Raw genomic sequence first — 26,475 nt, 5'->3', positions numbered from 1 at the left:
CATATTGGAATAGAGGTCAAGGGCGAGTCGCGCAATTCTCCGTGCAAATGCCCTCGAAACAGGCGGTTTTGTCGCGGATTGCTGAGAAACGCACTGTTTCACTTACGCAAGCGAAAGCGCGTAGAAGCGAGCGGCGTCAAAAAAGGCCGCGCGCTTGATCGCCTCGGCCTTTGTGGCCTCTTCATCCTCGCCCCATTGCGCGATCTGCCAATGCTCATCAATGCGCGAAAGGGCCCATGCATCTTCAACCGTGACCGCCTTTTTTGTCACGGCAAGGGCGAGGATCAGGGAGCCGGAGAGGCTGACCAGATCATGCACCGCCGCCAGCGCGAAATCGTCGAAAGCGTCAAGTTCCGCGCGCAACTTTGCCAGCGCATCAGAGGTCTGTGGCACATGCATCACCCCTTCCCCCACAAATAGTCGGGCACCGAGTGTGTTGGCGGCCCAGTCGAGCATCGGCTCCCACCCTTCGGCCTGTTGCTGGATCAGAGCATCAGGCCCCGCCGCGCGGTAACATAAGAGATCGCTATCGCCATATTCGGCCAAGAGTGCCGCCACCTCAGCCCGTTGGACGCGCACCTTGTCGATGGCCGCGTTGGCGCCCCGTGTGACGGGCATTGTGCCAGGGTCAAGCACCTCTTCCTGCGCCTTCCACTCCGCGGCAATCGCTTCGGCCATGGCCTGGGTGGGCACGATCAGGTCGGCCTTGGCAGGTGTTTTGACCGATTTTGTATCGAGCAGCACGGTGTAGCCACCTGCACATTCCGTGGCCTGTACCGTTTTCCAGAAGCGTTTCGGTTTCCAGTCGCTCATCCTTGGAGTCCTATCAGATCGTCAATGGCCTGCGGCAAGGCCGCAAAGGCGCGTATCATCCGGTCAGCCTGTAATTGGTCAGCAGGGTGATAACCCCAGCTCACACCAATCGTCTTGATCCCCGCCGCGCGGGCCATGTCCATGTCAAATGTCGTGTCGCCCACCATGACAGCGCGGTCCCGTGACACCCCGGTTTCCGAAAGGATCGCGTTGATCATCGACGGGCTTGGCTTGGAGGGGTGATCATCGGCCGTCTGAAGGCTCACAAAGTATCCCCCCAACCCGTGGCCCTCGAGCAGTTTATCAAGGCCGCGCGTGGACTTGCCGGTTGCAACAGCCATAAGTGTCCAGTCCTGCGCACGAAGCTGCTCCAGCACGCCCCGCGCTCCGGGGAAAAACGGCGAGGTTGCATTGCTGCCTTGCGTTTGGCGAATGTGGAAATAGGCGTCGCGGTAGCCTTGCGTGAGTGCTGCATGCGTGGCGGCGTCGGCCTCGGGCGAAAGCTGCGGAAAGATCGTCTCGAGCGACATGCCCACATAGCTGAGCGCCGTCGCCCGATCCGGCACCGGCAGGCCGACCTGCTTGTAGGCATGCGTGAACGCCTCAAAGATCATCACCTGGCTGTCGACCAGCGTGCCATCGACGTCGAAAATGACCAGCCGCAACTCACTCATCAGGCATATTGAACGGATCGACGGGCGCGTGTTCGACCACCCAGCCGACAAAATCCCAGGTGTGCTGCATGTGGTCGGGTAAGGGGGCAGTGAGATGCAGCGTTGCCTTGGTCACAGGATGCTCAATCGTCAGGCTGCGGGCATGCAAATGCATCTTGCGCCCGATCTCTTCACCCATCCCGGCACCCCAGCCATCGCCGAGATTTTCCTGAGACGAGCCGCCATATTTGCCGTCACCAATAATCGGATGCCCGATCTCGGCCATATGCGCCCGCAATTGATGCGTCCGGCCCGTGATCGGGACCAGCGCGCACCATGCCGCGCGGCTGGCAAGCTGGTCCATCACCGCGTAATCGCTGATCGCGCGCTTCGCGCCCTCCACGCTGTCGACGTCGCGCGGATGCACGCAGCGCATCTTTTCGTTCTCGCCACCACGCCCGTGGCCCGGTGCCTTGACCAGCCCGTATTTGATCGTACCCGCCTTCGGATGCGGCACGCCAGCGACAGCGGCCCAGTAGATCTTGCGCGTCTCCCGATGTTTGAGGTTCTCGGTCAATTGCTTGGCCATCAACCGGGTCCGCGCCAGCAGCAGCACGCCGGAGGTATCCTTGTCGAGCCGATGCACCAGCCGGGGCTTCTCGTCATAGCCGAAGGTTAGCGCCTCGGCCATGCCATCCACATGACGCGTCGTCTTAGACCCGCCCTGCGTCGCAAGACCCGGCGGTTTGTTGATCGCGATGATATGGTCGTCGCGGTAGATCACGCAGGACTGGATCAGCTTCGCATCCGCCTTGCTGACCCCTTGCCGGGCCAAGGCGCGCGCCGCGTCAGCTTCCTCGACCGAGGGCAAAGGCGGAATGCGGACCTTCTGCCCCTCTTCCAACCTCGTATTCGGTTTGACCCGACCACCATCCACCCGCAACTCCCCCTTGCGGCACATCTTCTCGATCCGGCCCTGCGTCAGGTGCGGGAACAGGCGGCGCAGATACCGATCCACCCGCTGATCTCCGTCATCTGGGCCAACCATCCGTGTCTGCACGCCGCTCATGCCGTCACTCCTTTGGCGATCCACAGGCCAGCAGCACAGCCCAAAAGAGACAACAAAACCGAAGCGAGGACATAAGCGCCCGCGGCGCCCATCCGCCCCGCCTCGACCAACCGCAGCGTATCAAGCGAAAATGCCGAAAACGTTGTAAACCCGCCGAGGATTCCAGTCATCACAAAGGGCAACCATTGCTGCAGACCGCGCGCGGCAAATACAATCCAGACCACACCGATCAGGAAAGAGCCGACGACGTTCACCGTCAAAGTGCCCACCGGAAAGGCCACGACGGCCCCCACGGCATAGCGCCCCACAGCGCCCAACGCGCCCCCAAGTGCCACGGAAATCACAGGTGTCATCATGCGGGTCCCTTGGCGGTTTGCGCGCGCGATGTCAATTCTTCGCCCGCTTGGCACGCAGCCCCGCGAAATACTCAACGCGTTTCTTCAACTCACGCTCAAAGCCGCGATCAACGGGCGTGTAATAAACCCCGCGCTTCATGCCGTCCGGGAAGTAGTTCTGCCCCGAAAACGCATCCTCAGCATCATGGTCATAGGCATAGCCCGCCCCGAACCCCTGTTCCTTCATCAGATTGGTTGGCGCGTTCAGGATATGGGCCGGCGGCGGCTCTGACCCAGTCTGCTTCGCGGCCTTCATCGCACCCTTATAGGCCACATAAGTCGCGTTCGATTTCGGGGCGAGGGCGAGATAGACCAAGGCCTGCGCCAGCGCCAACTCGCCCTCGGGCGACCCCAAGCGCTCATACGTTTCCCAAGCCTGCAGGCAGACCGCCTGCGCCTGCGGATCGGCGAGACCGATATCCTCGACAGCCATGCGGGTGATGCGTCGGGCGAGGAACCTTGGGTCCTCTCCACCCGCCAGCATCCGCGCGAACCAGTAAAGTGACGCATCCGGATCCGACCCACGCACCGATTTGTGCAGCGCGCTGATCAGGTTGTAATGTTCATCGCCCGATTTGTCGTATTTGACCGCGCGTTTCATCAGCCGTTTGGTCAGGTCATCGGTGGTTAGTTTGGCATCCACCTGCCACGCGCTGACCTGCTCAATCAGGTTCAAAAGCGCGCGCCCGTCGCCATCGGCCATCTCAAGCAGTGCCTCGCGCGCAGGTCCATCGAGTGGCAATGCCTTGCCCAGCTCTTTCTCCGCCCGCTGAGCAAGTAGTTCGAGGTCTTTCAGATCGAGCCGTTTGAGGATGAAAACCTGCGCCCGGCTCAGCACAGCGGCATTCAGCTCGAAACTCGGATTCTCGGTCGTCGCCCCGACAAGCAGGATGGTCCCGTCTTCCATATGGGGCAGAAACCCGTCCTGCTGTGCCTTGTTGAAACGATGGATCTCGTCAACGAACAAGAGCGTGCCCTTGCCGTTCTGCCGCCGCAGCTTGGCAGCCTCGAACACCTTACGCAGTTCCGGCACACCGGTGAAAATCGCACTGATCTGCACGAAATGCAGGTCAGTCTCGTCTGCCAGAAGCCGGGCAATCGTCGTCTTGCCCACACCCGGCGGGCCCCAGAAGATCAGCGATGACAGGGAACCGGAGGACAGCATCGTCCCCAAAGGCCCGTCCGGCCCCAGCACTTGGTCCTGCCCGATCACACCCGACAGCTTCGTCGGGCGCAACCGATCCGCCAAGGGGCGTGGCGCGTCATCGGTGACGGGAGCGGTGTCAAACAGATCAGCCATGGCAACGCACAGCTTGACGCATGCCGGGTGATTTTGGAACCAGGCAAAGGATGTCTGCTGAAAACAAGTGGCAAGGGGTGCCGAGGATCAAGCAGCATTAAACCAGTTGTTTAATTAACTGATATGTTTAATACTGATCCTATGACCAGCGACGAATCCCTTGACGCGGCCTTCTCGGCCCTCGCCCACCCGGCGCGCCGCGCCATCCTGCAGCGGCTCGCGCAGGGCACGGCGACGGTGAATACACTCGCAGAGCCGTTTGAGATGTCGCTTCCAGCCGTATCAAAGCATATCCGCGTGTTGGAAAAGGCAGGGCTGATCCAGCGCGAGAAAGACGCACAATTTCGCCGCTGCACCCTGGATGTGGGCCCAATCGCCGCGATTGCCGATTGGACCGAAACCTACCGACCGATCTGGGACACCAGATTTGACACGATGAGCAAGTTGCTAACCGAATTGAAGGATCAATAATCATGAGTGACGAACAAAAGTGGGTGCGTATCGAACGCGAGTTTGACGCACCAATCGATATGGTTTGGAAAATGTGGACCGATCCGGAGATGTTTCGCAAATGGTACGGGCCAAATGGCATGTCCGTCCCGACAGCCGAGATGGATGTGACCATTGGCGGGACGCGCAAGGTTTCCATGTTGATGCAGGGCGCGGACCCCGCAAGATCAATGTGGTTCACCGGTGTCTATAAAGAGATCAACGCCCCGCACCGGCTCGTTTACACCGAAAGCATGTGTGATGCGGACGGCAATATCCTATCACCGCAAGCGATGGGTATGCCCGATGGTTTTCCCGACATCACCGAGGTGATTGTGGAGTTACGCGATATGGGCGGACGGACCCAAATGACCATGGTCCACGTTGGGGTGCCTGAAGGATCGCCAGGTGCAGGTGGCTGGACGCAAGCCTTCGACAAGCTTGCTGATTTGGTGGCATCCGTGGCGCAAGCCGAAGAGTAAAGAGCGTTGCTGCGCCGTTACTAGGGGCCTAACAAAACACAAGGGCTGCGCATGGTTATGCGCAGCCCTTTGAATGAGATTTTTCGGTGCGGATTATTCGTCCGCTTCTGCAGCTTCTTCGGCCTCTAGGCGTGCCTTGTCAGCAGCACCTTTGGCATCCACATCGCGATCCACGAACTCGATGATCGCCATCGGGGCCATGTCGCCATAGCGGAAACCCGCTTTCATGACGCGGACATAGCCGCCTTGACGGTCGGCATAGCGTGGGCCGATCACGTCGAAGAGTTTCGCGACGTCTTTGTCCTGTTTCAACTGAGCAGCCGCCTGACGGCGCGCATGCAGATCGCCGCGTTTGCCCAGTGTGACCAGCTTTTCGACAACCCGGCGCAATTCCTTGGCCTTGGGCAGCGTTGTCTTGATTTGCTCATGTTCGATGAGCGAGCCTGCCATATTCGCAAAGAGCGCCTTGCGGTGCTCATGGGTGCGGTTCAGGCGGCGGTAGCCTCTTGCGTGACGCATTTTCGTTCTCCTAAGTCTTTATGCTTTGTCTGGCAGGGGATGCGTGTCCCCCACTCTCCTTGGGGCAGGATTGCCCTATGTTCCCCGCCTGATGCGGGCATTTGCGGGCGGGCCGGAAGGCCCGCCCAGATTCTTAGAACTGATCTTCGAATTTCTTCGCCAGATCCTCGATATTGTCTGGCGGCCAATCCTCGACATCCATGCCAAGGTGAAGGCCCATGCCTGACAGCACTTCCTTGATCTCGTTCAAGGACTTGCGGCCAAAGTTCGGTGTGCGCAGCATTTCCGCTTCGGTCTTCTGGATCAGATCGCCAATATACACGATATTGTCGTTCTTCAGGCAGTTTGCGGAGCGGACGGACAGTTCCAGCTCGTCCACTTTCTTCAGAAGCAGCGGGTTGAACTCCAGACCGTCATCATCGGCACCGGCAGTTGCTGATTCAGGCTCGTCGAAGTTGACGAAGATCGACAGCTGGTCCTGCAGGATGCGGGCCGCATAGGCGACTGCATCGTCAGGTGTCAGCGAGCCATCGGTTTCCACCTTCATGGTCAGCTTGTCATAGTCGAGCACCTGCCCTTCGCGGGTGGGCTGCACGTCGTAAGACACCTTTTTGACCGGCGAATAGATGGCGTCGATCGACATCATGCCAATTGGCGCATCTTCCGGCTTGTTCTTGTCAGCCGACACGTAGCCCTTACCGGTATTGACAGTCAGTTCCATGTAGAGGTCGGCGCCGTCATCCAGGTGACAAAGAACGTGATCCTTGTTGAGGATCTCGATGCCTGCGGTCTCAGAGATATCGGCAGCCGTCACGACACCGGGGCCTTTGGCCTGAACGCTCAGGCGCTTGGGGCCTTCGACTTCCATGCGGATCGCGACGCCCTTGAGGTTCAGCACGATATCGGTGACGTCTTCACGTACACCGGAGACGCTGGAAAACTCGTGCAGCACATTGTCGATCTGCACGGCAGTAATGGCGGCGCCCTGCAGCGACGACATCAGAATACGGCGCAGGGCATTGCCCAGCGTCAGACCAAAGCCACGCTCCAACGGTTCGGCCACAACGGTTGCCTGCCGCATCGGGTCGTTGCCCGGCTTTACCTCTAGTTGAGTTGGTTTGATCAACTCTGCCCAGTTCTTGTGGATCATAGTCCCTCCATTCCTGTTTGCCTCATGATCAAAAGGCAAACGCCCGAGGTTAAAATGACGGTTTGGGGCCGCGCGAAATCACACGGGGCCCCAGCATGCTTTAATGATTAAACGCGGCGGCGCTTGGGTGGGCGGCAGCCGTTATGGGCCATCGGGGTCACATCACGGATTGAGGTGATGTTGAAGCCGACAGCAGCCAAAGCGCGCAGTGCACTTTCACGGCCCGACCCTGGGCCCTGCACCTCAACTTCCAGCGTTTTCACGCCGTGGTCTTGCGCCTTACGGCCTGCATCTTCAGCGGCCATCTGGGCGGCATAAGGTGTCGATTTCCGCGACCCCTTGAAACCCATCGTGCCAGCCGACGACCACGAGATCGCGTTGCCCTGCACGTCAGAGATCAGGATTTTGGTGTTGTTGAAAGAAGAGTTCACATGCGCCACGCCAGCGGCGATGTTCTTGGAGACCTTCTTTTTGGTGCGTTTGGTATCGCGTGCCATGGGTAAGCCTCCTTATTTCTTCTTACCGGCAATGGCCTTTGCGGGGCCTTTGCGGGTGCGTGCGTTGGTGGATGTGCGCTGGCCACGAACCGGCAGGTTACGGCGATGGCGCAGACCGCGATAGCAGCCAAGGTCCATCAGGCGCTTGACGTTCATGGTGACTTCACGGCGCAGGTCACCTTCAACGGTGAGGTTCGCGTCGATATATTCACGGATCGAAAGCACTTCGGCATCCGAAAGGTCATTGACCCGGCGGGCAGTGTCGATTTTGGTTGCTTCGCAGATTTCGGCTGCCTTCGCAGGGCCGATACCGGTGATGTAGGTCAGGGCGATAGGTACCCGCTTGCCGCTGGGTATGTTTACGCCGGCGATACGTGCCACGTGTGCAATTCCTTTTCGTTGCGGGTCCGTAGTTCCAGACCCTTTTTTCACAACGGAAGCCCGGACCATTCGGCGCCGGGCTGCGTCATATCAGGTGGTCTGTGGAAGCGGGGCGCGACCCCTTGCCACAAAATGATTCTCTTTCGAGATGGCGTTACTTAGGAGCGTTGCTGCGGGGCGTCAAGTAGCATCATCCGCAGCCTGCGTCATAACTGAATACGTTTCCAAAATGGCGCGCGCCTCATCCTCAATCTGAGGACTCAGCGACCGATCATTTGGAGCCCCGTCGAAAGCATCATACATATTGCCCAGCCATTTCGGATAGTCGCAACGCACCTCAATCCAACCAACCAGGCTAGAAATGTCGTCCGGTTCGCCTACGCCTTCCAGATACTGTTGCAGTGCTTCAAGCCAAATCTGCTTTGCATATTCGGCAACCTCCGCGCCTTCTGGACGATGGTTAGGATATCGAATGTGCACCAGACGCAGCAAGGGGTTATCGCGGCGGTACCTGACATCAGCCAAATCGTTCAGGTGCGTCAAGTCACTGAGCAAGACCAATTCATCTTGTACATCGCAGTCAGCGAGCTGGGTCGCAGCCCAGTCCTTCACGTTACTCAGGGTGTAGGCGCCGATTTCACAGCCAACCAATAGCTGCCATGCTGTGTCCGGTGTCCGATGTTTAAGCGAGCGCGTCCGCAATGCTCTTAGCCACGTCGTCCATGCTGGCAAGACCATCCACGGATTTCAGATCACCCTTGGCATAGTAGTACCCCACCAGAGGACTGGTCTGCTTGTAATACGCCATCAGACGCGTGCGCAGGCTTTCTTCATTGTCGTCAGCACGCACAGGTTGCCCTGCCGCCTCCGCCTCTTTCGCACGACCAACGATGCGTTCCACCAAGACGTCATCTTCGACTTGCAGTTCAATCACCGCATCAAGGTTTTCACCCATATCGACAAGCAAGCGGCCCAGCGCGTCAGCTTGGGCCAATGTGCGTGGAAAACCGTCAAAGATGTAACCGCTGGCCCCATCATCGGCTTCCAGTTTTTCGCGGATCAGACCGATCACGATCTCATCTGTCACAAGGTCGCCACGGTCCATGACCTCGGCCACCATCTTGCCCATTTCGGTGCCGCTTGTGCGGGCGGCCCGCAGCATATCACCGGTGCTGAGCTGCACCATGTTACGCTCAGCCACAAGCCTTTGTGCTTGGGTCCCCTTCCCCGCCCCTGGCGGGCCCAGCAATATGATATTCATCGACGCGATGGCCCTTTACGTTTTCCATTACGCTTGCCACGCAATTGAGACTTCTCAATCAGGCCTTCGTATTGATGTGCCACCAGATGAGACTGGATTTGTTGGATCGTGTCCATACCCACTGACACAATAATCAGGATCGATGTACCGCCAAAGTAGAACGGAATGGCCAGTTCGGCGCGAATAATCTCAGGCAGAAGCGCCACCAAGGCGAGGTATCCGGAGCCCAAAACCAGCACGCGGGTTACCACGTAATCGAGGTATTCCTCGGTCTTCTTGCCGGGACGGATGCCGGGGATAAAGCCGTTCTGGTTTTTCAGGTTCTCAGCCACATCCTCAGTCTTGAACGCCACTTCGCGCGTGTAGAAGTAGGTGAAAAAGATGATCATCCCGCCGAAGAAGATCAGATAAAGCGGCTGGCCGGGTCCAAAGAGCGCCAGGATCGTCGACATGACAGGGCCAGACGAGCCACCGCTGAACGTGCTGATCGTCGTCGGCAACAACAGAAGCGCCGAGGCAAAGATCGCGGGGATCACGCCGGCGGGGTTCACCTTGATCGGCAGGTGGCTTGTTGAGCCGTCATAGACCTTCATGCCGCGTTGCTGACGCGGATACTGGATGTGGATCTTGCGCAGGCTGCGCTCCATGAAGACCACAAAGGTCAGCACGACGGCAAGCATCACGATAATGCCAATGACCACGGCGGGGCTGATCGCGCCGGAGCGGCCCTGGCTCAGGAATTGTGCCAAAGCGGCGGGGATTTCGGCGATGATGCCCACGAAGATGATCAGCGATATGCCGTTGCCGATCCCACGCGCGGTGATCTGCTCACCCAGCCACATCAGGAACATACAGCCGCCCACGATGGTAATAACGGTGGATGCTTGGAAGAAGAAACCGGGATCAGCGGCAAGGCCACCCGCCTCAAGACTGATAGCAAGGCCATAAGACTGTGCCGTGGCGAGCACGACCGTCCCGTAGCGCGTGTATTGGTTCAGCTTGCGCCGCCCTGCTTCGCCTTCTTTCTTCAGCGCCTTCAGCGGCTCCCACATGGACCCCATCAGCTGCATTACAATCGAGGCCGAGATGTAAGGCATGATCCCCAGCGTAAAGATCGCCATTCGGGACAGCGCGCCGCCGGTGAACATCGACAGGATGCCACCGATCCCCGCTTGCGCGTCTTCCATGAATTGCTGCAGGGCAACCCCATCGATACCGGGAACGGGAATGAATGTCCCAAGACGGTAGATGATCAGAAGGCCGATGGTGAAGAGGATGCGCTGGCGCAGTTCAGTTGCTTTGCCAAAGGCGCTCCAACTGACATTGGCGGCCATTTGCTCTGCTGCAGAAGCCATATGGGTCTCTTTTTACATGAAACGCCGCGGATCGGTTTCCCGGTCAGCGGCGTCTGGGAACACTTGGGTGGGTATGTAAGCGACAGGCCTGTCGCTCACAAGGTGTTACTCTGCCGCTGCCAGAGTTGTGACGGTGAGTGAGCCGCCCGCTTTCGACACAGCCTCGACCGCACCTTTGGAGGCGCCGGTGACAGTGATGTTGGCCTTGGCTTTGAAATCGCCCTTGGCCAGCACGCGGATGCCGTCCTTTTTGCGGCGGACCAGACCGGAAGCGACCAGCGCGTCCTCAGTAATGTCAGCCTTGGCGTCGAGCTTGCCTTCGTCGATGAATTTCTGGATAAGCCCCAGATTTACAACGGCAAATGCCTTGCGGTTGGGCTTGTTGAAGCCGCGCTTTGGCAAGCGTTGGTAAAGCGGCATCTGGCCGCCTTCATAGCCCTTGATCGCCACACCGGAGCGTGACTTCTGACCTTTGATACCACGGCCACCGGTCTTACCTTTGCCGGAGCCCGGACCACGGCCGATGCGTTTCTTGCGCGTGGTAGCGCCTTCGTTGTCGGATAGTTCGTGCAGTTTCATGTCGCTTCTCCTTGTGCCGGAATTGGCCCCCAGCGACGGGAGCGGCCAAACACGGCGTTACAATATGAATCGGTTTTCGGGCCGACCAGCGGCGTATAGACGGGCGGCGGGAACGGATCAAGAGGGGACTTTGGGGCAGGAAATCCGCGTACAGAACCCGAACAGAAGCTGTACATATCCTGTACGTACGGGATGTACTGTACGGATGACTGTGTTGGAGGTCCCGGATCAAGTCCGGGACTGCGCTGGGACCTGAGTGCTGAGGGTGAGACCCGTCTTGCAATCGCTCCAGTGGAGCGATTGAGGGTCGAACGGGCGGAGCCCCGGACGGGCGCGATGCTAGGCAAGAGGTCCCGGATCAAGTCCGGGACTGCGTTGGGACCAGAGCGCTGAGGGCAACGCCCGACCTGGAGGGCGTTTGGATGGGTCGTGTTGTTAGTGACGGTGCCAGAGGCGGTGACGTTGTGCTGTTTGTGACGTTGCAAAGCGTCCTCCGGGGGGAGGTCGGGCGCCGCCCGGCGATGCCGCCGGGCGGGATCGTATGAATTCACCTGTTGAATTCGTCTTTCCGTCCAATACCGCAATGACCTACATTCTGATTTGATCCTATCACTTTGTTTGAATGAGTTGAGCAAAATGAGCTTTCAAAGCATATCCGTGCAATTGTTTTTCGGCGTCTTCGCAGCTGCATGCACTGCGCAAATTGAAACTGATCAAAACGTAACAGAAGGACCAGGTTATGACAGCGACCCGCAGTTGGTAATCACATCGGCCAATTGGGTAGGTGGCTTCGATTTGATGTATACCTATGAAGTCTCGAACGAAACGAGCGACGAGATTTGCCTGATGCAGTCTGATCAAGGAACAAGCGGGGCTTCATCAGGCTTGGCCACTCACGTCATTCGCACTTCTGACAACCAACCTTATCTAGCCGCTGGTGACAGCTTTGCTGAACTTGGTTCATCGCAAATGCCTGAACCCAAGAGAGTAGTAAGTGTTCAGGCTGGCACGAGGGTCACCGAGGAGGGCTTTATTCTTGGCGACTTGCTTCCTGCAGGAGACGAAGATGACTGGTTTCGTCTCTCCATCACAATAGACGTTGTTGATTGCTCGGCTTTGGGTGCGAAGCCAGAAGTGGTGGATGAACTTACGACCGACTGGATCAACATCGGCCTACTGGAAGCACATCGACCTTACGACCCCTAGATTGCGCCTTTTTTTGGAACACGTTCGGAATTAGCAGACTACCCCTTGCCAACCTCTCCCCACCCCCCTATACGGCCCTCTTCTACACCCACTCCACCGGGAATCGGGTGACGCTAGGCGCGGCCTGCCGGTGATGTTGAAAAAAGGAGTCGTCCGATGGACGCCAATGAACTGCGGGCGAAGACGCCCGATCAGCTCCGTGAAGAGTTGGTCAATCTGAAGAAAGAGGCCTTTAACCTGCGTTTCCAGCAGGCCACTGGTCAGCTTGAGAATACTGCCGCGATGCGCGCCGCCCGCCGCAATGCTGCCAAGGTCAAAACCATTCTGAACGAAAAGGCCCGTGCGGCCGCTGAGGAGGCTTAATTTATGCCTAAGCGTATCCTGCAAGGGGTTGTCACAAGCAACCAAAACGCCCAGACTGTGACTGTTCAGGTCGAGCGTCGTTTCAAGCATCCTCTGCTTCAGAAAACCGTGCGTAAGTCGAAGAAGTACCGCGCACATGACGAGAATAACGCATTCAACGTTGGTGACACCGTCCGCATTCAGGAATGTGCGCCAAAGTCGAAGACCAAACGCTGGGAGGTGATCGCCTCCTAAGGCTGTCACACCCGGTTTAATCGAAACCCTGGGGACAAGGCACGCATCGCCCCCCAAAGGTCGGGAGAAACCAAATGATCCAGATGCAAACCAATCTGGATGTTGCTGACAATAGCGGCGCGCGCCGTGTTCAGTGCATCAAGGTTCTGGGTGGGTCCCATCGTCGTTACGCGAGTGTCGGTGACATTATCGTCGTATCGGTGAAGGAAGCCATCCCACGTGGTCGTGTGAAAAAGGGTGACGTCCGCAAGGCCGTTGTCGTCCGCACTGCCAAGGAAGTCCGTCGTGAAGACGGCACGTCCATCCGTTTTGACAGCAACGCCGCTGTTATCCTCAACAACAATGGTGAGCCGATCGGCACACGGATTTTTGGGCCCGTCGTTCGCGAACTGCGCGCCAAGAACTTCATGAAGATCATCTCACTCGCTCCGGAGGTGCTGTAATCATGGCTGCAAAACTCCGCAAAGGTGACAAGGTCATCGTGCTGGCCGGCAAGGACAAGGGCAAGACGGGCGAGATTTCGTCGATTGACCCAAAGGCCGGCAAAGCTGTTGTTGACGGGATCAACATCGCCATCCGCCACCAGAAACAATCAGCCCAGTCCCAGGGTGGTCGCACGCCAAAGGCTATGCCGATCGACCTGTCGAACCTGGCCATTGTTGATGCAAACGGCAAAGCGTCCCGCGTCGGCTTCCGCATGGATGGCGACAATAAGGTCCGTTACGCCAAGACAACAGGGGATGCGATCTGATGCTTGATGCTGCAAACTACACTCCCCGCCTGAAGACGCAGTACGTGAACAAGATCCGTGCCGCGCTGAAGGAAGAGTTCGGTTACAAGAACGACATGCAGATCCCGAAGCTGGACAAGATCGTCCTGAACATCGGCTGTGGCGCTGAGGCTGTCCGTGACAGCAAGAAAGCAAAGTCTGCACAGGAAGATCTGACAACCATCGCTGGTCAGAAGGCCATGACGACACGGGCCAAGAAATCCATCGCGGGTTTCCGGGTACGTGAAGACATGCCTTTGGGTGCGAAAGTGACCCTGCGCGGCGACCGGATGTATGAATTCCTCGACCGGCTGATCACCGTTGCCATGCCACGTATCCGCGACTTCCGCGGCGTGTCGGGCAAGAGCTTCGATGGCCGCGGCAACTATGCCACCGGCATCAAGGAACATCTGGTGTTCCCCGAGATCAACTTCGACAAGATCGATGAGAACTGGGGCATGGACATCGTTATCTGCACAACAGCGAACACTGACGCTGAAGCCAAGAGCCTGTTGAAGCACTTCAACATGCCGTTCAACAGCTGAAGCGTGAGGGAGATTTAGATATGGCTAAGAAATCCATGATCGCGCGTGAGAAAAAGCGCGAAAAGCTGGTCGCCCAATACGCTGAGAAACGTGCAGCGCTGAAGGCCATCATCAACGACCGTGAAAAGCCCGTGGAAGAGCGGTTCAAGGCATCCCTTGAATTGGCGAAACTGCCCCGCAACTCTTCGGCGACACGTTTGCACAACCGTTGCCAGCTCACCGGGCGTCCACACGCCTATTACCGTAAACTGAAGATCAGCCGGATCGCGCTGCGGGACCTTGGGTCCAACGGCGAAATCCCCGGCATGGTCAAGTCGAGCTGGTAAGGAGATACGTTTATGAATGATCCTATCGGTGATATGCTCACACGTATCCGCAACGGCCAGATGCGCGGCAAGTCCTCGGTGGAAACACCGGCGTCGAAGCTGCGTGGCTGGGTTCTGGATGTGCTTTCTGACGAAGGTTACATCCGCGGCTACCAGAAGAAGGACGGCAAAGACGGCCATCCTGCTTTCAACATTGAGCTGAAATACTACGAGGGCACCCCTGTCATTCGCGAGGTTAAGCGGGTTTCCAAACCCGGTCGGCGCGTTTACCTGGGCGCACAGGACCTCCCATCTGTCCGTCAGGGCCTGGGTGTGTCGATTGTCTCCACCCCCAAGGGTGTGATGTCGGACGCGAATGCACGTGCTGCCAATGTGGGCGGCGAAGTGCTTTGCACCGTATTCTAAGGAGCATCTGATGTCTCGTATTGGGAAAAAACCGGTTGAGCTGCCATCGGGTGTGACCGCATCCGTGTCGGGTCAGACCATTGAAGTGAAGGGCCCGAAGGGCACCCGCAGCTTTACCGCCACCGACGACGTGACGATCACGGTTGACGGTCAGGAAGTGAAAGTCGATCCGCGCGGCAAGTCCAAGCGCGCACGCCAGCAGTGGGGCATGAGCCGCACACAGGTGGCCAACCTTGTTGAAGGCGTCACCAACGGCTTCAAGAAAGAGCTGGAGCTGTCGGGTGTTGGTTACCGTGCGCAGATGCAGGGTAACGTGTTGAAACTGTCGCTGGGGTATAGCCACGACGTGAACTTCGAAGTGCCGGAGGGTGTGACTGTCACAGCCCCGAAGCCGACCGACGTGATCGTTGAAGGCATCGACCAACAGCTTGTAGGCCAGGTCGCGGCCAATATCCGCGAGTGGCGCAAGCCCGAGCCCTATAAGGGCAAGGGTATCAAGTACAAAGGCGAATATATCTTCCGTAAGGAAGGTAAGAAGAAGTAAGGACCGGACAGATGGCAAACAGCAAGAGAGAATTGTTTCTCAAGCGCCGTATGCGCGTGCGGAACAAGCTTCGCAAAGTAACGGCAAACCAGGGGCGTGCGCGTCTTTCTGTGCACCGTTCGAACAAGAACATCAGCGTCCAGCTGATCGACGATGCAAACGGCGTGACAATCGCGTCGGCCTCATCGCTCGAAAAAGATCTGGGCGTGGTCGGCAAGAACAACATCGAAGCCGCTTCCAAAGTGGGCGCTGCAATCGCAGAGCGCGCGAAGAAAGCCGGTGTCGAGGTTGCGTATTTCGACCGTGGTGGGTTCCTCTTTCACGGCAAGATCAAGGCTTTGGCCGATGCGGCCCGTGAAGGTGGCTTGAAAATATAAAGGTGGCGGTGGGTTTCACCCACCCTACCAACGACCTGTAAGGTGGATGAAACCCACCTTCGATGATCCGGGGCTTCGGCCACTTGGATTGGACAACCGGGCGGGAGCCCATCGATACAAAGGATGCCATCAATGGCAGAACGTGAAAACCGCGGCCGTGGCCGCAACCGTGAAGAACAGGCCCCCGAATTTGCCGACCGTCTGGTCGCAATCAACCGGGTGTCCAAGACGACCAAAGGTGGTAAGAACTTCGGTTTTGCCGCACTTGTCGTTGTCGGCGATCAGAAAGGTCGCGTGGGCTTTGGCAAGGGGAAGGCCAAGGAAGTACCAGAGGCGATCCGCAAGGCAACCGAGCAGGCCAAGCGTCAGATGATCCGCGTACCTCTGCGTGATGGCCGTACCCTGCACCACGACATGGAAGGCCGCCATGGCGCCGGTAAGGTCGTGATGCGCACCGCCCCTGAGGGTACTGGTATCATCGCCGGTGGTCCGATGCGTGCCGTGTTCGAGATGCTGGGCGTGAAGGACGTTGTGTCGAAGTCGATCGGCTCGCAGAACCCTTACAACATGATCCGCGCCACGATGAACGGCCTGCAGAAAGAGCAGTCACCCCGCAACGTGGCCCAGCGTCGTGGCAAGAAGGTTGCTGACATCCTGCCCAAGCGGGACGAAGCACCGGTTGCCGAGGCCCCTGCTGAAGCAGCAGAAGCTTAAGGAGACGAAGAGATGGCTAAAACAATCGTCGTCAAGCAGATCGGCTCCCCGATCCGCCGCCCCGCCAAACAGCGCGCCACGCTGGTCGGTCTGGGCCTGAACAAAATGAACCGCACGCGTGAGCTGGAAGACACACCGTCCGTCCGCGGCATGGTCAACAGCATCCCCCACCTCGTCGAGATCGTCGAAGAAAAGGGTTGAGGCTTCGGTGGGTTCCACCCCACTTAGAACTTAAAACGCCTTCGGTTTTCCGAGGGCGTTTTCTTTTGCCGATGCGATTCGCGCAGCTATCGATCAAAGAGACGGCTTGCTCGTGCCAAGGTTTCGGCATTCACTTTCTGCCGTTTCGAGGCAAAGAAATACGCCTGCCCCTTCTCAAGAGCAGACGTCTCTCTGACAAGTCCGTGTCTTACTGGTTCAGCGCACGGAAGGCCGTCATGTGCCGACGAACGGTCGCAAACCACAGACCAGAATCCTTGATGTTGCTCAGGCCGTTATTCACCGTCGCCAGAATCTCTTCGTTTTGCGGATGCGTTTTCGCGATCACGGCGTGAAGCACGTCAACGAATGTCAGAGCTTCGTGCATCTGAACCTGTGACGCGGCACCAAGCTCGGCAATCCGCCCGTCAGCCACGTCAACAGCGACGAGAGCGACATCTGCCTTGTCTTCGAGGATGAAGTTGACGCAATCCGCAGCAGTCGGGGCACGCACGATGCTAATGGCCGGTTCGACGAGATCAACGCCTTCGAGCGGGGCGAGCGTGAACGCCTCGGCCCGGCAAATGCGCTGACCCTTCAGCTCTGCATGGTCCGCAAAAACAGGATCAGAGGCGAGGCTATAATAACCCAGCACTTCCTCATACATCGGGTCGCTGAAATCGAGATTGTTGCAGCGGAATTGCGATTCATCTTCCAGCTTGTCCATGATCTCACAATTGGGCTGGCTCCACCCGATGCTGATATCATAGGCATGGTCCACGATCAGCGGGTTCAGATGCGCACCATCGTCGTTGATGAAGTCGATCTGGTATTCTGGATTGCTATCCGCATTTTCCAGCGCCAGGTTGATGATCTCGGTCAACAGACCGCCCTGCTCTTGGTCTTCGTCCATGAATGGCGCCCAGCCCGTGGCCGTCAGCACGCGGATCGGTCTGTCTTCCGCCGGGGCGGGCAGGCGTTCGGTTGTCTGCACATTCCGGATCGCAGCGGCATTAGCCGCTGACTGACCCAGATCGCCATCAAGGCAAGGCACAAACAGGCGGTCGCCCACATTGATCAGCCCGGGATTTGGCCCGATGGCTTCGGCATTGGCGCTGTAGATCAGATTGAAGCTACCTGTGCTGCCATAAGCCCGCTGCGCGATGGATGAGAGATAATCGCCGGGTTGGACGATGTAATCCTGGCCGCACGTCACGGCCTGGGCAGAAGCTGCAGCGGCAGTGACACAAAGACCGGAGGTCAAAAGAAGAGATCGCATAAAGCGCATGGGCTTACCTTGTATTTGTTAACTTCGTGTTCAGCTTGCTACGCCCGCTCTGTGGCAGGAATTTGTTCCAAACCGTGGTAAAGGGCGTGTAAATTCGCTTTGTCGCGTGACTTGACGGCAAGTCACTTGCGCCTGCCATCGGTTCTGACAAGAAGACGTTTATGCCACAGATCACATCGCTCTTTGCGACCCGCCTTTATCACGCCAAGCTATCGGAACTTGGCGCTCCCATTGACCCGACCGAGCTTGAAAGGTCGTGCTATGGCATCGCGGAGGATGACGAGGCCGGCCAAGATTGGTGCGAAGAGAACGGATATCCCGGTTATACCTCATACGCCTCCCTGACCGACCTACCCTGGCGGTTCCCGATCTTCGCCGATCTGGTCAAGGCACTGGATGCACATGTGGCTGCCTTTGCTGCGGATCTTCAGTTCGACCTTGGCGAGAAGACGCTGCAGCTTGAGGATATCTGGATCAACATCCTGCCCCCCGGTGGCATCCACACCGGCCACATCCACCCGCATTCGGTCATCAGCGGGACGACCTACGTGGCGATGCCCGACGGCGCGAGCGCGCTGAAGCTGGAGGACCCGCGCCTGCCCATGATGATGGCCGCCCCGCCGCGCGTGAAAGAGGCGCGGGAGGAGCTGCGCCAGTTCATCTACGTAGCGCCCGCGGTCGGTGATTTACTGCTCTGGGAAAGCTGGCTGCGGCACGAGGTGCCGATGAACATGGCGGAAGAGAATGAGCGGATATCGGTGAGTTTTAACTACAAATGGGACTGAGCGGCGAGAACTTACATCGTATCATTTACGCCTCAACTCAGGGCCGGACACATACCTGACAATGGTACATCAACAATCAAGTAGCTCCAGCAGCGGCTTGTCGTTTTTGACGTGGCGTTGAACCAGTTTTCGTTGCTGCCTTCCGGACATCATGATGAACCCGGCATCATGGAACGGCGCCTGATCGAAGATATCAGGAAAGATGGCCGCGATTTCGGCGCGCCCTGAGGCGCTGAGCGCTTTCACTGCTTCAGGGCCAAGGTAGAGGCTTTCTGCAGGCGCGCCCTCAGCAACCAACACCTCGTGATCGTCACAAAGAATATGGTAATAGGTCAGCGTCGCCAGGCCCTCATCAACAGCAATTCCGGGCATTTCAGTCAATGCAATTGCCGGCACCCAAACACTGTCCTGACCAGACATTCTTTGTGCAATCCTCGACGTTACAAGCACGCGATGCTGGCGAGACACGACAAGGTCCCTATGCGGCAGCCCAAGCCCCAGTGCTCCGGCACTGATGCGGACGGGGCGCAGTTTTGGCGACCGGGCGAGTTCTGACGCACGGATATGACGCTGCCCGATCCACCGGATGGGCACCACACGACCGCAGAGCAGTTTGACCTGCTGACCCACCCAGAGCGTGTCGATCATTTGTGGACCGTCCGAGGTCTCAATCAACGTGCCATTCGCGAAACAGACAACGCTGGGGACATCAACGTCAAAGCCGGTTCCGCGCGGATTGCTGTTGCCGCCACCATCGGCCGTGGTCCAGTTGTCAGTGTCAAGGATCGACGCAATCAGGTCATCACGGACCACAGGATCTGCCAATGCACCATCAGCTGTCCACTCCATATAGTCTTCATCGCCATCGATGATGATGGCACCATTTGCCGTGGTCAGACCTGTGCCCGTAAGGTTCGGAGTTTGGATATTGCTGCCCTGCGCCTCATTCGCGATGACCGCGACAAAGTCCGTAGGCGTCACCGTATTGCCGTTCCGCGTACCCTGAAACGCCCAGAACATTTCATTGCGCCCGGCGATGTCATAACCGCCCCTGATATAGTCGATCGTCCCACCGGAATCGAAGCTGATTGTGTCAGCTCCGGGGTCCATGTCGATGTTCACAACTGTACCAGCAGTCAAGCCCCCCGCCGGGACCGTCCATTCGATCAGTTGTTCGGTTCCCAGAAATGCACTGCCGTCCCATTCGTCATCGGTGAAATAGATGACCTCACCCGCAGCGATATCGGTCGTGGCGACAAATGAGATATCATCATTATCGCTGTCCCAACCCACAAACAGAAGATCGCCAGGATTTAACGGCATCGGTTATCCGGTCCTGTTTCGATCCGGTGATCTTAATTCATTTGCTTTAACGGGTCACGTGGAGATTTCACTCGCGCCATGAGTGTGCGATCTTGCTGAGATGGTAGATTTAGGCTGGCTTGATGCGAATGAGCACCGCCCTGCAGTCGTGCCGACAAGCCTAGTCTAATGGCTGCGAAAGGCATCACAAAATCAAAGAACCTCCGCCAAGAAATAGGCGGAGGTTCTATTTTCTTAACCCGGTGCGACTCGCCAATTTGCCTTGCAAATTCGCTACATCGCACCTGGTAATTGTCGCGCGGCGAAAACTACCAGTCTTCCCGAACCACTGTCCGTGTTTTCAGCGGGAGTTTCATCGCAGCAAGGCGCAGGGCTTCGCGAGCGATGGTTTCGGATACGCCGTCGATTTCGAACATCACACGGCCAGGCTTGACCTTGCAGGCCCAGAAATCAACCGAACCCTTGCCTTTACCCATGCGGACTTCGATTGGCTTCGAGGTCACAGGCAGGTCAGGGAAAATCCGGATCCAGACCCGGCCCTGACGCTTCATGTGGCGCGTCATGGCCCGGCGGGCGGCTTCGATTTGGCGGGCGGTGACCCGCTCTGGCTCAATGGCTTTCAGACCGTAAGTGCCGAAGTTCAGATCAGAACCGCCCTTGGCGAGGCCCTTGATCCGCCCTTTGTGCATCTTGCGGAATTTTGTACGCTTTGGCTGAAGCATTGTTCAGGTCTCCTTAGCGACGTGGGCCGCGAGGGACGGCGCCCTCTTGCAGCTCAGCATGTTTGCGGTCATGCGCAGACGGATCGTGCTCCATGATGTCACCTTTGTAGATGAACACCTTGATGCCTATGATCCCGTAGGGCGTGGACGCCTCGTAATGCGCATAGTCGATGTCGGCACGCAGGGTGTGAAGCGGCACGCGACCTTCACGGTACCATTCGGTCCGCGCGATTTCGGCACCGCCAAGACGACCGGCGAGGTTCACGCGGATGCCCAGAGCACCCATACGCATGGCGTTCTGCACCGCACGCTTCATCGCGCGGCGGAAGGACACGCGGCGTTCCAGCTGCTGACCGATGCTTTCGGCGACAAGCTGCGCGTCAAGCTCTGGCTTGCGGACCTCAACGATGTTGAGGTGCAACTCTGACGTGGTCAGATTGGCCAGCTTCTTGCGCAGGGTTTCGATATCGGCACCCTTTTTGCCGATGATCACACCGGGGCGGGCTGCGTGGATCGTCACGCGGCACTTCTTGTGCGGACGTTCGATGATCACGCGGCTCACGCCGGACTGGGCGCATTCCTTTTTGATGAAGTCCTTGATGGCAAGGTCTTCAAGCAACAGATCGCCATAGTCCTTGGTGTCGGCGTACCAGCGGCTGTCCCAGGTGCGATTCACCTGCAGGCGCATACCGACGGGATTGACTTTGTTACCCATTATGCTTGCTCCTCAACCTGACGCACCTTGATGGTGATTTCCGAGAACGGCTTGATGATCTTGCCGAACCGGCCACGAGCCCGAGGGCGACCGCGTTTCATGATCAGGTTCTTGCCCACATAAGCCTCGGCGACGACAAGTTCGTCGACGTCCAGGTTGTGGTTGTTTTCTGCGTTGGCGATGGCGGATTGAAGGCATTTCTTCACGTCAACGGCGATCCGCTTTTTGCTAAAAGTCAGATCGTTCAGCGCCGTTTCAACCTTCTTGCCACGGATCATGCCAGCGACGAGGTTCAGTTTCTGCGGGGACGTGCGAAGCATGCGCAGTTTTGCCATTGCTTCATTGTCGGCCACGCGGCGGGGGTTCTTTTCCTTGCCCATGACTTACTTCCGCTTCGCTTTTTTGTCAGCAGCGTGACCGTAATAGGTGCGGGTTGGCGAGTATTCACCGAACTTCTGACCAATCATGTCTTCCGTGACGTTGACGGGAATATGCTTCTTGCCGTTGTAGACCCCGAAGGTCAGCCCAACGAACTGAGGCAGGATGGTAGAACGACGCGACCAGATTTTGATCACTTCGTTGCGGCCGCTTTCGCGCGCAGCTTCGGCCTTTTTCAGGACGTAAGCGTCGACGAATGGGCCTTTCCAGACGGAACGTGCCATATCTTAACGGCCTTTCTTCTTGGCGTGCCGCGAGCGGATGATCAGCTTCTGGCTTGCCTTGTTCTTGTTACGGGTGCGCTTGCCCTTGGTGTCTTTACCCCAAGGTGTCACAGGCGTCCGGCCACCGGATGTGCGGCCTTCACCACCACCATGTGGGTGGTCGATCGGGTTCATCGCAACACCGCGGACGGATGGGCGGATGCCCTTGTGACGGTTGCGACCGGCCTTACCGAAGTTCTGGTTGGAGTTGTCGGGGTTCGACACCGCACCAACCGTAGCCATGCATTCCTGGCGCACCAGACGCAACTCGCCTGAAGACAGGCGGATCTGGGCATAGCCACCGTCACGACCCACGAACTGGGCGTATGTGCCAGCCGCACGGGCGATCTGACCACCCTTGCCGGGCTTGAGTTCGATATTGTGCACGATTGTCCCGATGGGCATGCCGCTGAAAGGCATTGCGTTGCCGGGCTTGATGTCGGCCTTGGCCGAGGCGATCACCTTGTCACCAACAGCCAGACGCTGCGGGGCAAGGATGTAATTCTGGGTGCCGTCTTCGTACTGGATCAGTGCGATAAAGGCGGTCCGGTTCGGGTCATATTCGATGCGAGCGACAACAGCGGACATATCCATCTTGTTGCGCTTGAAATCGACGATCCGGTAGAGACGCTTTGCGCCCCCACCAATGCGACGCATGGTGATCCGTCCGGTATTGTTCCGACCGCCCGACTTGGTCAAACCCTCGGTGAGGGCCTTGACGGGGCGTCCTTTCCAAAGCTCCGAACGGTCGATCAGCACCAGCCCACGCTGGCCCGGCGTCGTCGGTTTGTACGACTTGAGTGCCATGTTAGCTTCTTCCGTTTGCTTGGCGGCCTCTCATGAGGCCTATGTGGTGAAGGGCCCCGAAGGTCCCCAATGGTTCAAATCACAACACCCCGGACGAATCCGGGGTGGTTGGGATGAACGGCTTATAGTGGGGGATGGGTGGGGTGGCAAGCAATACTTGTGTGGCAAAAGCATAGTGTTCTTGCAGGCACTGATCACCATTGATTGAACCCCTTATCGTGCCTCTGATGGAAGATTGGATGGATCTCTAAAAAGCTCCTGAGGCAGATTTGCCGTGTTCGTAATTCGCCTGGCCTCGCTCTGAGCCTGTATTGATGATGCCGTCAGATGAGCAACCGTTTCGACATCCTGTTGCCGGTTGTCGGAACCTGATACTTCTTTGCGTAATTCGGTCAGAAGTTGATCGTAAAAATGTTGCGACCAATAGTATGCGTATCCCTCACCATACTTTTCAAACCCCTCTTTTGAGGTGGGCACTGCCTCAATTACCTTCTTGCTGAGCGCATCTTCCCTGAGCACTGCGGTAGCATCCAGACCAAGGCTCATGGCTTTGACGAACATCGCGGCATAACTCATGATCATTGTGTAGTTGTCAAAATGACTGAGGGTTTTGTCTGATAGATAGAGGCTTGCGCGTGTTCGATCATAACCATTGAACTCTTCCATTTTGGCGTCTAGCCCTAGACCATCGGCCAGCACCTTAAAAAAGTCTTTCACATCTTCTCTTTTGGAAGAACTTGCTACCTCTTCCACTTTCAAGACCTTCATAACTTCAACAAACATAGCAAAAGCAGAAATTGCTGTAGCCGCTTCCAACAGCGTCTCCGCAGCTTCGAGTCTCTTGGCCTCAATTATCGATTGCCGCTCGTTCTGCCGCGTGGTGAGAAATGTCGTGATTTGGTCCAGTTCTTTCTCATTGGCTCGGATAGAAGACTTTGCCTCCTCAAGGCTTTTCTCAAACTTAAGGTCTACCGCCTTTCCGAAGTAAGTCGCGATTGGTCCGCGCAACAGGAAACCGCCCACCCCTAACATTGCGGAAGTAATAAGCGGGTCAGCTAGCCACTCAGGGATTACATCAGTCATTGGGAATATATTCCATACACGCTATAGATGTGGACAGCTTTGGTATACTGTTTCGCTGGCACTTCAAGCTAACAGATCGCCCGGAACAAGCCGAAGGCGCCGGGCGAGCGCCTGCCCGTCCCGGCGGGCTGGCGCTTTGGGCACGATGCGCTTCGCTGACATGGAAGATGTACGTGGCTGCCATAAAGTGACTTAGAATGACGGTTGCAGCGCCATCCCACGGGCAGGCGCACGCCCGGCTTGCGTTGCGACGGGTGGCCATGGGTTAACCGCTCAAACAAAAAAGCCCCCGACAATCGCCGAGGGCTTTTTCATTCATATCAGTCCCGGATCAAAGACCGGTGGACACGTCGATTGTGTTGCCCTCTTCGAGCGTCACATAGGCCTTTTTGACGTCGCTCCGCTTGCCCAGCTGGCCGCGGAAGCGCTTGACCTTGCCTTTGGTGATGGTCGTATTGACCGCTTTCACCTTCACCCCAAACAGTGCCTCGACGGCCTGTTTGATCTGCGGCTTGTTGCTGTCAATCGCCACCTCGAACACAACAGCCCCGTTCTCGGATGCCATGGTGGATTTCTCGGTGATGATCGGCTTGCGGATCACGTCGTAATGTTCTGCTTTCGCGCTCATGACAAACGAGCCTCCAGTGCTGCGACACCTGCTTTGGTCAACACGAGCGTGTCGGACCGCAGGATGTCATAGACGTTGGCACCCTGGCTGGGCAGCACGTCCAAGGTTTTGATGTTTTGGGCGGCCTTCTTGAAGTTTTCGTTCACTTCGGCCCCATCGATGACCAGCGCACGCTTCCAACCCAATGCGCCGACCTGCTTGGCCAGTGCGCCGGTTTTGGCGTCTTTCACATCGATGCTGTCCACGACAACCAGCTCACCCGCTGCCTGCTTGGCAGACAAAGCGTGCTTCAGGCCCAGCTTGCGGAATTTCTTCGGCAGGTCATGAGCGTGGCTGCGAGGCGTTGGCCCCTTGTAGATACCACCCGAGCGGAAGATCGGCGCGCCACGCGAGCCGTGGCGTGCGCCACCGGTGCCCTTCTGGCGATAGATCTTCTTGGTCGAATAGCTGACCTCGGACCGTGTCAGCACGTCATGCGTACCAGCCATGGCCTTGTTGCGCTGCCAGCGGACGACGCGGTGCAGGATGTCCTTGCGGGGCTCCAGACCGAAGATGTCGTCGTTCAGATCGACGGAACCAGCCTTGCCGCCGTCAAGTTTGATGGCATCAGCCTTCATTGTTCTCGCCTCCTTCGGCTTCGGCAGCTTCCAGCGCCGCCTGTTCTGCCTCGGCAGCCGCCTTTGCAGCCGCTTCCTCTTCCGCAGCGGCGGCAGCGGCGGCTTCTTCGGCCAGACGCTTGGCTTCTTCATCCATGGATTTCAGGCCAGCAGGGTAAATCACGTTTTCAGGGGTCGGCTTCTTGACCGCATCCTTCAGCGTGACCCAGCCACCTTTGGAACCGGGCACGGCGCCTTTGACCATGATCAGGCCACGGTCGGCATCGGTGCGCACAACCTGCAGGTTCTGCGTGGTCACCTTGGCGGCACCCATGTGACCGGCCATCTTCTTGCCTTTGAACACCTTGCCAGGGTCCTGACACTGGCCGGTGGAGCCGTGCGAACGGTGGCTGATCGACACACCGTGCGAGGCGCGCAGACCACCAAAGTTGTGCCGCTTCATGGCACCGGCAAAACCTTTACCGATGGATGTGCCAGAGACGTCCACATACTGCCCTTCGAAATAGTGGTTCGCGGTCAGCGTCTCACCCACGTTGATCATGTTCTCTGGGGCCACGCGGAACTCGGCAACCTTGCGCTTGGGCTCAACCTTGGCGGCGGCAAAGTGGCCGCGCATCGCCTTCGATGTGCGCTTGGCCTTCGCCTCACCCGCGCCCAGCTGAACGGCGACATAGCCGTCCTTTTCAGCGGTGCGCTGCGCGACAACCTGCAGGTTTTCGAGCGACAGCACAGTCACGGGGACCTGCTTGCCGTCTTCCATAAACAGCCGGGTCATCCCGACTTTCTTTGCGATAAGTCCGGTACGGAGCATTTGGGTCACTCCTTATACGGAAATCTGAACGTCAACACCGGCCGCCAGGTCGAGCTTCATTAGCGCGTCAACGGTCTGCGGTGTAGGGTCCACGATGTCGAGAAGGCGCTTATGCGTGCGTATCTCGAACTGATCGCGGGATTTCTTGTCCACGTGGGGGCCACGCAGAACGGTGAACTTTTCGATCTTGTTGGGAAGCGGGATCGGGCCGCGGACAGAAGCGCCGGTGCGCTTGGCTGTTGAGACGATTTCCTGTGTGCTTGCATCAAGCACCCGGTAATCAAACGCCTTGAGGCGGATACGGATGTTCTGGCTTTGAATCGCCATGATGGAGCCCCTTAGATTGGGGTTCTAACGGATTGGACGATACC

The 26,475-nt window shown here is 57.7% G+C and carries 40 protein-coding genes; 15 read left to right on the top strand and 25 right to left on the bottom strand.

The annotated features are described in order from the left end of the window. Positions 1-102: 102 nt before the first annotated feature. The 5 genes from SLH47_RS17655 to SLH47_RS17635 are packed head-to-tail and all read right to left on the bottom strand — an operon-like array spanning position 103 to position 4,230. Entirely contained in the window at positions 103-813 is a 711-nt protein-coding gene (locus SLH47_RS17655; RefSeq protein ID WP_320241277.1) for an ATP12 family chaperone protein, read from the bottom strand. Continuing rightward, entirely contained in the window at positions 810-1,487 is a 678-nt protein-coding gene (locus SLH47_RS17650; RefSeq protein WP_320241274.1) for an HAD-IA family hydrolase, read from the bottom strand. The genes SLH47_RS17655 and SLH47_RS17650 overlap by 4 nt, the downstream gene beginning before the upstream one ends. Next, complete coding sequence (locus SLH47_RS17645; protein WP_320241273.1) at positions 1,480-2,535, bottom strand: RluA family pseudouridine synthase; 1,056 nt, start codon at positions 2,533-2,535, stop codon at positions 1,480-1,482. The genes SLH47_RS17650 and SLH47_RS17645 overlap by 8 nt, the downstream gene beginning before the upstream one ends. Beyond that, positions 2,532-2,891 carry a fluoride efflux transporter CrcB gene (crcB, locus tag SLH47_RS17640; protein ID WP_320241270.1) on the bottom strand — a complete coding sequence of 120 codons (360 nt, stop codon included), beginning with the start codon at positions 2,889-2,891 and terminating at the stop codon, positions 2,532-2,534. Before crcB ends, SLH47_RS17645 begins: the two co-directional genes overlap by 4 nt. Positions 2,892-2,922: 31 nt before the next feature. After that, positions 2,923-4,230, bottom strand: coding sequence for a replication-associated recombination protein A (locus tag SLH47_RS17635; RefSeq protein ID WP_320241268.1), 1,308 nt, complete (start codon positions 4,228-4,230; stop codon positions 2,923-2,925). Positions 4,231-4,371: 141 nt separating this feature from the next. On the opposite strand from SLH47_RS17635, the gene SLH47_RS17630 reads away from it, so the two are divergent. Then, positions 4,372-4,701, top strand: a complete 330-nt coding sequence (locus SLH47_RS17630) for a metalloregulator ArsR/SmtB family transcription factor (RefSeq protein ID WP_320241266.1) — start codon at positions 4,372-4,374, stop codon at positions 4,699-4,701. 2 nt (positions 4,702-4,703) lie between these two features. Beyond that, entirely contained in the window at positions 4,704-5,201 is a 498-nt protein-coding gene (locus SLH47_RS17625; RefSeq protein ID WP_320241265.1) for an SRPBCC domain-containing protein, read from the top strand. A 93-nt stretch (positions 5,202-5,294) separates the two neighbouring features. Here the strand turns inward: SLH47_RS17625 and rplQ are convergent, their stop codons facing one another. From rplQ to rplO, 8 genes are all read right to left on the bottom strand, one after another. Beyond that, positions 5,295-5,720 (bottom strand): 50S ribosomal protein L17, encoded by a 426-nt coding sequence (gene rplQ, locus SLH47_RS17620; protein WP_320241263.1) that lies wholly within the window; start codon positions 5,718-5,720, stop codon positions 5,295-5,297. Positions 5,721-5,853: 133 nt separating this feature from the next. Then, positions 5,854-6,870, bottom strand: a complete 1,017-nt coding sequence (locus SLH47_RS17615) for a DNA-directed RNA polymerase subunit alpha (RefSeq protein ID WP_320241257.1) — start codon at positions 6,868-6,870, stop codon at positions 5,854-5,856. 107 nt (positions 6,871-6,977) lie between these two features. Then, entirely contained in the window at positions 6,978-7,367 is a 390-nt protein-coding gene (gene rpsK / locus SLH47_RS17610) for a 30S ribosomal protein S11 (RefSeq protein ID WP_090202446.1), read from the bottom strand. Between the two features lie 12 nt (positions 7,368-7,379). Then, positions 7,380-7,748: a 30S ribosomal protein S13 gene (gene rpsM, locus SLH47_RS17605; protein ID WP_320241254.1), complete on the bottom strand. Its 369-nt coding sequence runs from the start codon at positions 7,746-7,748 to the stop codon at positions 7,380-7,382. Positions 7,749-7,928: 180 nt separating this feature from the next. Then, the gene (locus SLH47_RS17600) at positions 7,929-8,360 is read right to left on the bottom strand and encodes a hypothetical protein (RefSeq protein ID WP_320241252.1); all 432 of its coding nucleotides are present in this window, start codon (positions 8,358-8,360) and stop codon (positions 7,929-7,931) included. 70 nt (positions 8,361-8,430) lie between these two features. Next, positions 8,431-9,009, bottom strand: a complete 579-nt coding sequence (locus SLH47_RS17595; RefSeq protein WP_320241250.1) for an adenylate kinase — start codon at positions 9,007-9,009, stop codon at positions 8,431-8,433. Next, positions 9,006-10,364: a preprotein translocase subunit SecY gene (secY, locus tag SLH47_RS17590; RefSeq protein ID WP_320241248.1), complete on the bottom strand. Its 1,359-nt coding sequence runs from the start codon at positions 10,362-10,364 to the stop codon at positions 9,006-9,008. Before secY ends, SLH47_RS17595 begins: the two co-directional genes overlap by 4 nt. A 105-nt stretch (positions 10,365-10,469) precedes the next feature. Further along, positions 10,470-10,943 (bottom strand): 50S ribosomal protein L15, encoded by a 474-nt coding sequence (gene rplO, locus SLH47_RS17585; protein WP_320241246.1) that lies wholly within the window; start codon positions 10,941-10,943, stop codon positions 10,470-10,472. Between the two features lie 636 nt (positions 10,944-11,579). On the opposite strand from rplO, the gene SLH47_RS17580 reads away from it, so the two are divergent. The 12 genes from SLH47_RS17580 to rpmD all read left to right on the top strand — a co-directional run bounded on the left by SLH47_RS17580 (position 11,580) and on the right by rpmD (position 16,627). Then, on the top strand, positions 11,580-12,149 hold the full coding sequence (locus SLH47_RS17580; RefSeq protein ID WP_320241244.1) for a hypothetical protein: 570 nt from the start codon (positions 11,580-11,582) through the stop codon (positions 12,147-12,149). 156 nt (positions 12,150-12,305) lie between these two features. After that, positions 12,306-12,512: a 50S ribosomal protein L29 gene (gene rpmC / locus SLH47_RS17575; RefSeq protein ID WP_320241242.1), complete on the top strand. Its 207-nt coding sequence runs from the start codon at positions 12,306-12,308 to the stop codon at positions 12,510-12,512. 3 nt (positions 12,513-12,515) lie between these two features. Further along, complete coding sequence (gene rpsQ / locus SLH47_RS17570) at positions 12,516-12,746, top strand: 30S ribosomal protein S17 (RefSeq protein ID WP_019953317.1); 231 nt, start codon at positions 12,516-12,518, stop codon at positions 12,744-12,746. A 74-nt stretch (positions 12,747-12,820) separates the two neighbouring features. Next, the gene (rplN, locus tag SLH47_RS17565) at positions 12,821-13,189 is read left to right on the top strand and encodes a 50S ribosomal protein L14 (RefSeq protein WP_320241237.1); all 369 of its coding nucleotides are present in this window, start codon (positions 12,821-12,823) and stop codon (positions 13,187-13,189) included. A gap of 2 nt (positions 13,190-13,191) precedes the next feature. Next, a complete protein-coding gene (gene rplX, locus SLH47_RS17560) occupies positions 13,192-13,497 on the top strand; it encodes a 50S ribosomal protein L24 (protein WP_320241235.1) in 306 nt (101 codons plus the stop codon). Continuing rightward, a complete protein-coding gene (gene rplE / locus SLH47_RS17555) occupies positions 13,497-14,060 on the top strand; it encodes a 50S ribosomal protein L5 (RefSeq protein WP_320241234.1) in 564 nt (187 codons plus the stop codon). The genes rplX and rplE overlap by 1 nt, the downstream gene beginning before the upstream one ends. A 20-nt stretch (positions 14,061-14,080) precedes the next feature. Next, positions 14,081-14,386 (top strand): 30S ribosomal protein S14, encoded by a 306-nt coding sequence (rpsN, locus tag SLH47_RS17550; protein WP_320241232.1) that lies wholly within the window; start codon positions 14,081-14,083, stop codon positions 14,384-14,386. Positions 14,387-14,398: 12 nt separating this feature from the next. Further along, entirely contained in the window at positions 14,399-14,791 is a 393-nt protein-coding gene (rpsH, locus tag SLH47_RS17545) for a 30S ribosomal protein S8 (protein ID WP_320241231.1), read from the top strand. Between the two features lie 10 nt (positions 14,792-14,801). Further along, a complete protein-coding gene (gene rplF / locus SLH47_RS17540) occupies positions 14,802-15,335 on the top strand; it encodes a 50S ribosomal protein L6 (RefSeq protein WP_320241230.1) in 534 nt (177 codons plus the stop codon). An 11-nt stretch (positions 15,336-15,346) separates the two neighbouring features. After that, positions 15,347-15,712 (top strand): 50S ribosomal protein L18, encoded by a 366-nt coding sequence (rplR, locus tag SLH47_RS17535; protein WP_320241229.1) that lies wholly within the window; start codon positions 15,347-15,349, stop codon positions 15,710-15,712. Between the two features lie 132 nt (positions 15,713-15,844). Beyond that, on the top strand, positions 15,845-16,426 hold the full coding sequence (gene rpsE, locus SLH47_RS17530) for a 30S ribosomal protein S5 (protein ID WP_320241228.1): 582 nt from the start codon (positions 15,845-15,847) through the stop codon (positions 16,424-16,426). 12 nt (positions 16,427-16,438) lie between these two features. Next, complete coding sequence (gene rpmD / locus SLH47_RS17525; protein WP_320241227.1) at positions 16,439-16,627, top strand: 50S ribosomal protein L30; 189 nt, start codon at positions 16,439-16,441, stop codon at positions 16,625-16,627. Between the two features lie 208 nt (positions 16,628-16,835). Here the strand turns inward: rpmD and SLH47_RS17520 are convergent, their stop codons facing one another. Then, a complete protein-coding gene (locus SLH47_RS17520) occupies positions 16,836-17,912 on the bottom strand; it encodes a LysM peptidoglycan-binding domain-containing protein (RefSeq protein WP_320241225.1) in 1,077 nt (358 codons plus the stop codon). A gap of 161 nt (positions 17,913-18,073) precedes the next feature. Here SLH47_RS17520 and SLH47_RS17515 point away from each other — a divergent pair, with 161 nt between their 5' ends. Beyond that, positions 18,074-18,697: a TIGR02466 family protein gene (locus SLH47_RS17515; RefSeq protein ID WP_320241224.1), complete on the top strand. Its 624-nt coding sequence runs from the start codon at positions 18,074-18,076 to the stop codon at positions 18,695-18,697. Positions 18,698-18,766: 69 nt separating this feature from the next. Here SLH47_RS17515 and SLH47_RS17510 read toward each other — a convergent pair whose 3' ends face one another. From SLH47_RS17510 to rpsJ, 11 genes are all read right to left on the bottom strand, one after another. Continuing rightward, the gene (locus tag SLH47_RS17510) at positions 18,767-20,020 is read right to left on the bottom strand and encodes a Hint domain-containing protein (RefSeq protein ID WP_320241222.1); all 1,254 of its coding nucleotides are present in this window, start codon (positions 20,018-20,020) and stop codon (positions 18,767-18,769) included. A 308-nt stretch (positions 20,021-20,328) separates the two neighbouring features. Beyond that, entirely contained in the window at positions 20,329-20,742 is a 414-nt protein-coding gene (gene rplP, locus SLH47_RS17505) for a 50S ribosomal protein L16 (protein ID WP_320241220.1), read from the bottom strand. A 13-nt stretch (positions 20,743-20,755) separates the two neighbouring features. Further along, a complete protein-coding gene (gene rpsC / locus SLH47_RS17500) occupies positions 20,756-21,457 on the bottom strand; it encodes a 30S ribosomal protein S3 (protein ID WP_320241218.1) in 702 nt (233 codons plus the stop codon). Continuing rightward, entirely contained in the window at positions 21,457-21,837 is a 381-nt protein-coding gene (rplV, locus tag SLH47_RS17495) for a 50S ribosomal protein L22 (protein ID WP_320241215.1), read from the bottom strand. Before rplV ends, rpsC begins: the two co-directional genes overlap by 1 nt. A gap of 3 nt (positions 21,838-21,840) precedes the next feature. Continuing rightward, positions 21,841-22,119, bottom strand: a complete 279-nt coding sequence (gene rpsS / locus SLH47_RS17490) for a 30S ribosomal protein S19 (protein WP_045997910.1) — start codon at positions 22,117-22,119, stop codon at positions 21,841-21,843. Between the two features lie 3 nt (positions 22,120-22,122). Then, positions 22,123-22,965: a 50S ribosomal protein L2 gene (gene rplB, locus SLH47_RS17485; protein WP_320241212.1), complete on the bottom strand. Its 843-nt coding sequence runs from the start codon at positions 22,963-22,965 to the stop codon at positions 22,123-22,125. A gap of 213 nt (positions 22,966-23,178) precedes the next feature. Next, complete coding sequence (locus SLH47_RS17480; RefSeq protein ID WP_320241210.1) at positions 23,179-24,048, bottom strand: hypothetical protein; 870 nt, start codon at positions 24,046-24,048, stop codon at positions 23,179-23,181. Between the two features lie 331 nt (positions 24,049-24,379). Continuing rightward, positions 24,380-24,676, bottom strand: coding sequence for a 50S ribosomal protein L23 (locus SLH47_RS17475; protein ID WP_320241208.1), 297 nt, complete (start codon positions 24,674-24,676; stop codon positions 24,380-24,382). Beyond that, complete coding sequence (rplD, locus tag SLH47_RS17470) at positions 24,673-25,293, bottom strand: 50S ribosomal protein L4 (RefSeq protein WP_320241205.1); 621 nt, start codon at positions 25,291-25,293, stop codon at positions 24,673-24,675. The genes SLH47_RS17475 and rplD overlap by 4 nt, the downstream gene beginning before the upstream one ends. Beyond that, positions 25,283-26,104 (bottom strand): 50S ribosomal protein L3, encoded by an 822-nt coding sequence (gene rplC, locus SLH47_RS17465; RefSeq protein ID WP_320241204.1) that lies wholly within the window; start codon positions 26,102-26,104, stop codon positions 25,283-25,285. The genes rplD and rplC overlap by 11 nt, the downstream gene beginning before the upstream one ends. 12 nt (positions 26,105-26,116) lie before the next feature. Continuing rightward, positions 26,117-26,425 carry a 30S ribosomal protein S10 gene (gene rpsJ / locus SLH47_RS17460; RefSeq protein ID WP_320241480.1) on the bottom strand — a complete coding sequence of 103 codons (309 nt, stop codon included), beginning with the start codon at positions 26,423-26,425 and terminating at the stop codon, positions 26,117-26,119. Between the last annotated feature and the right edge of the window lie 50 nt (positions 26,426-26,475).

The sequence above is a fragment of the Cognatiyoonia sp. IB215182 genome, assembly GCF_033963905.1.
Lineage (GTDB): Bacteria > Pseudomonadota > Alphaproteobacteria > Rhodobacterales > Rhodobacteraceae > Yoonia.
Note: the sequence above shows the minus strand (reverse complement) of the source record. Positions and strands in the feature narration are given on the sequence as shown.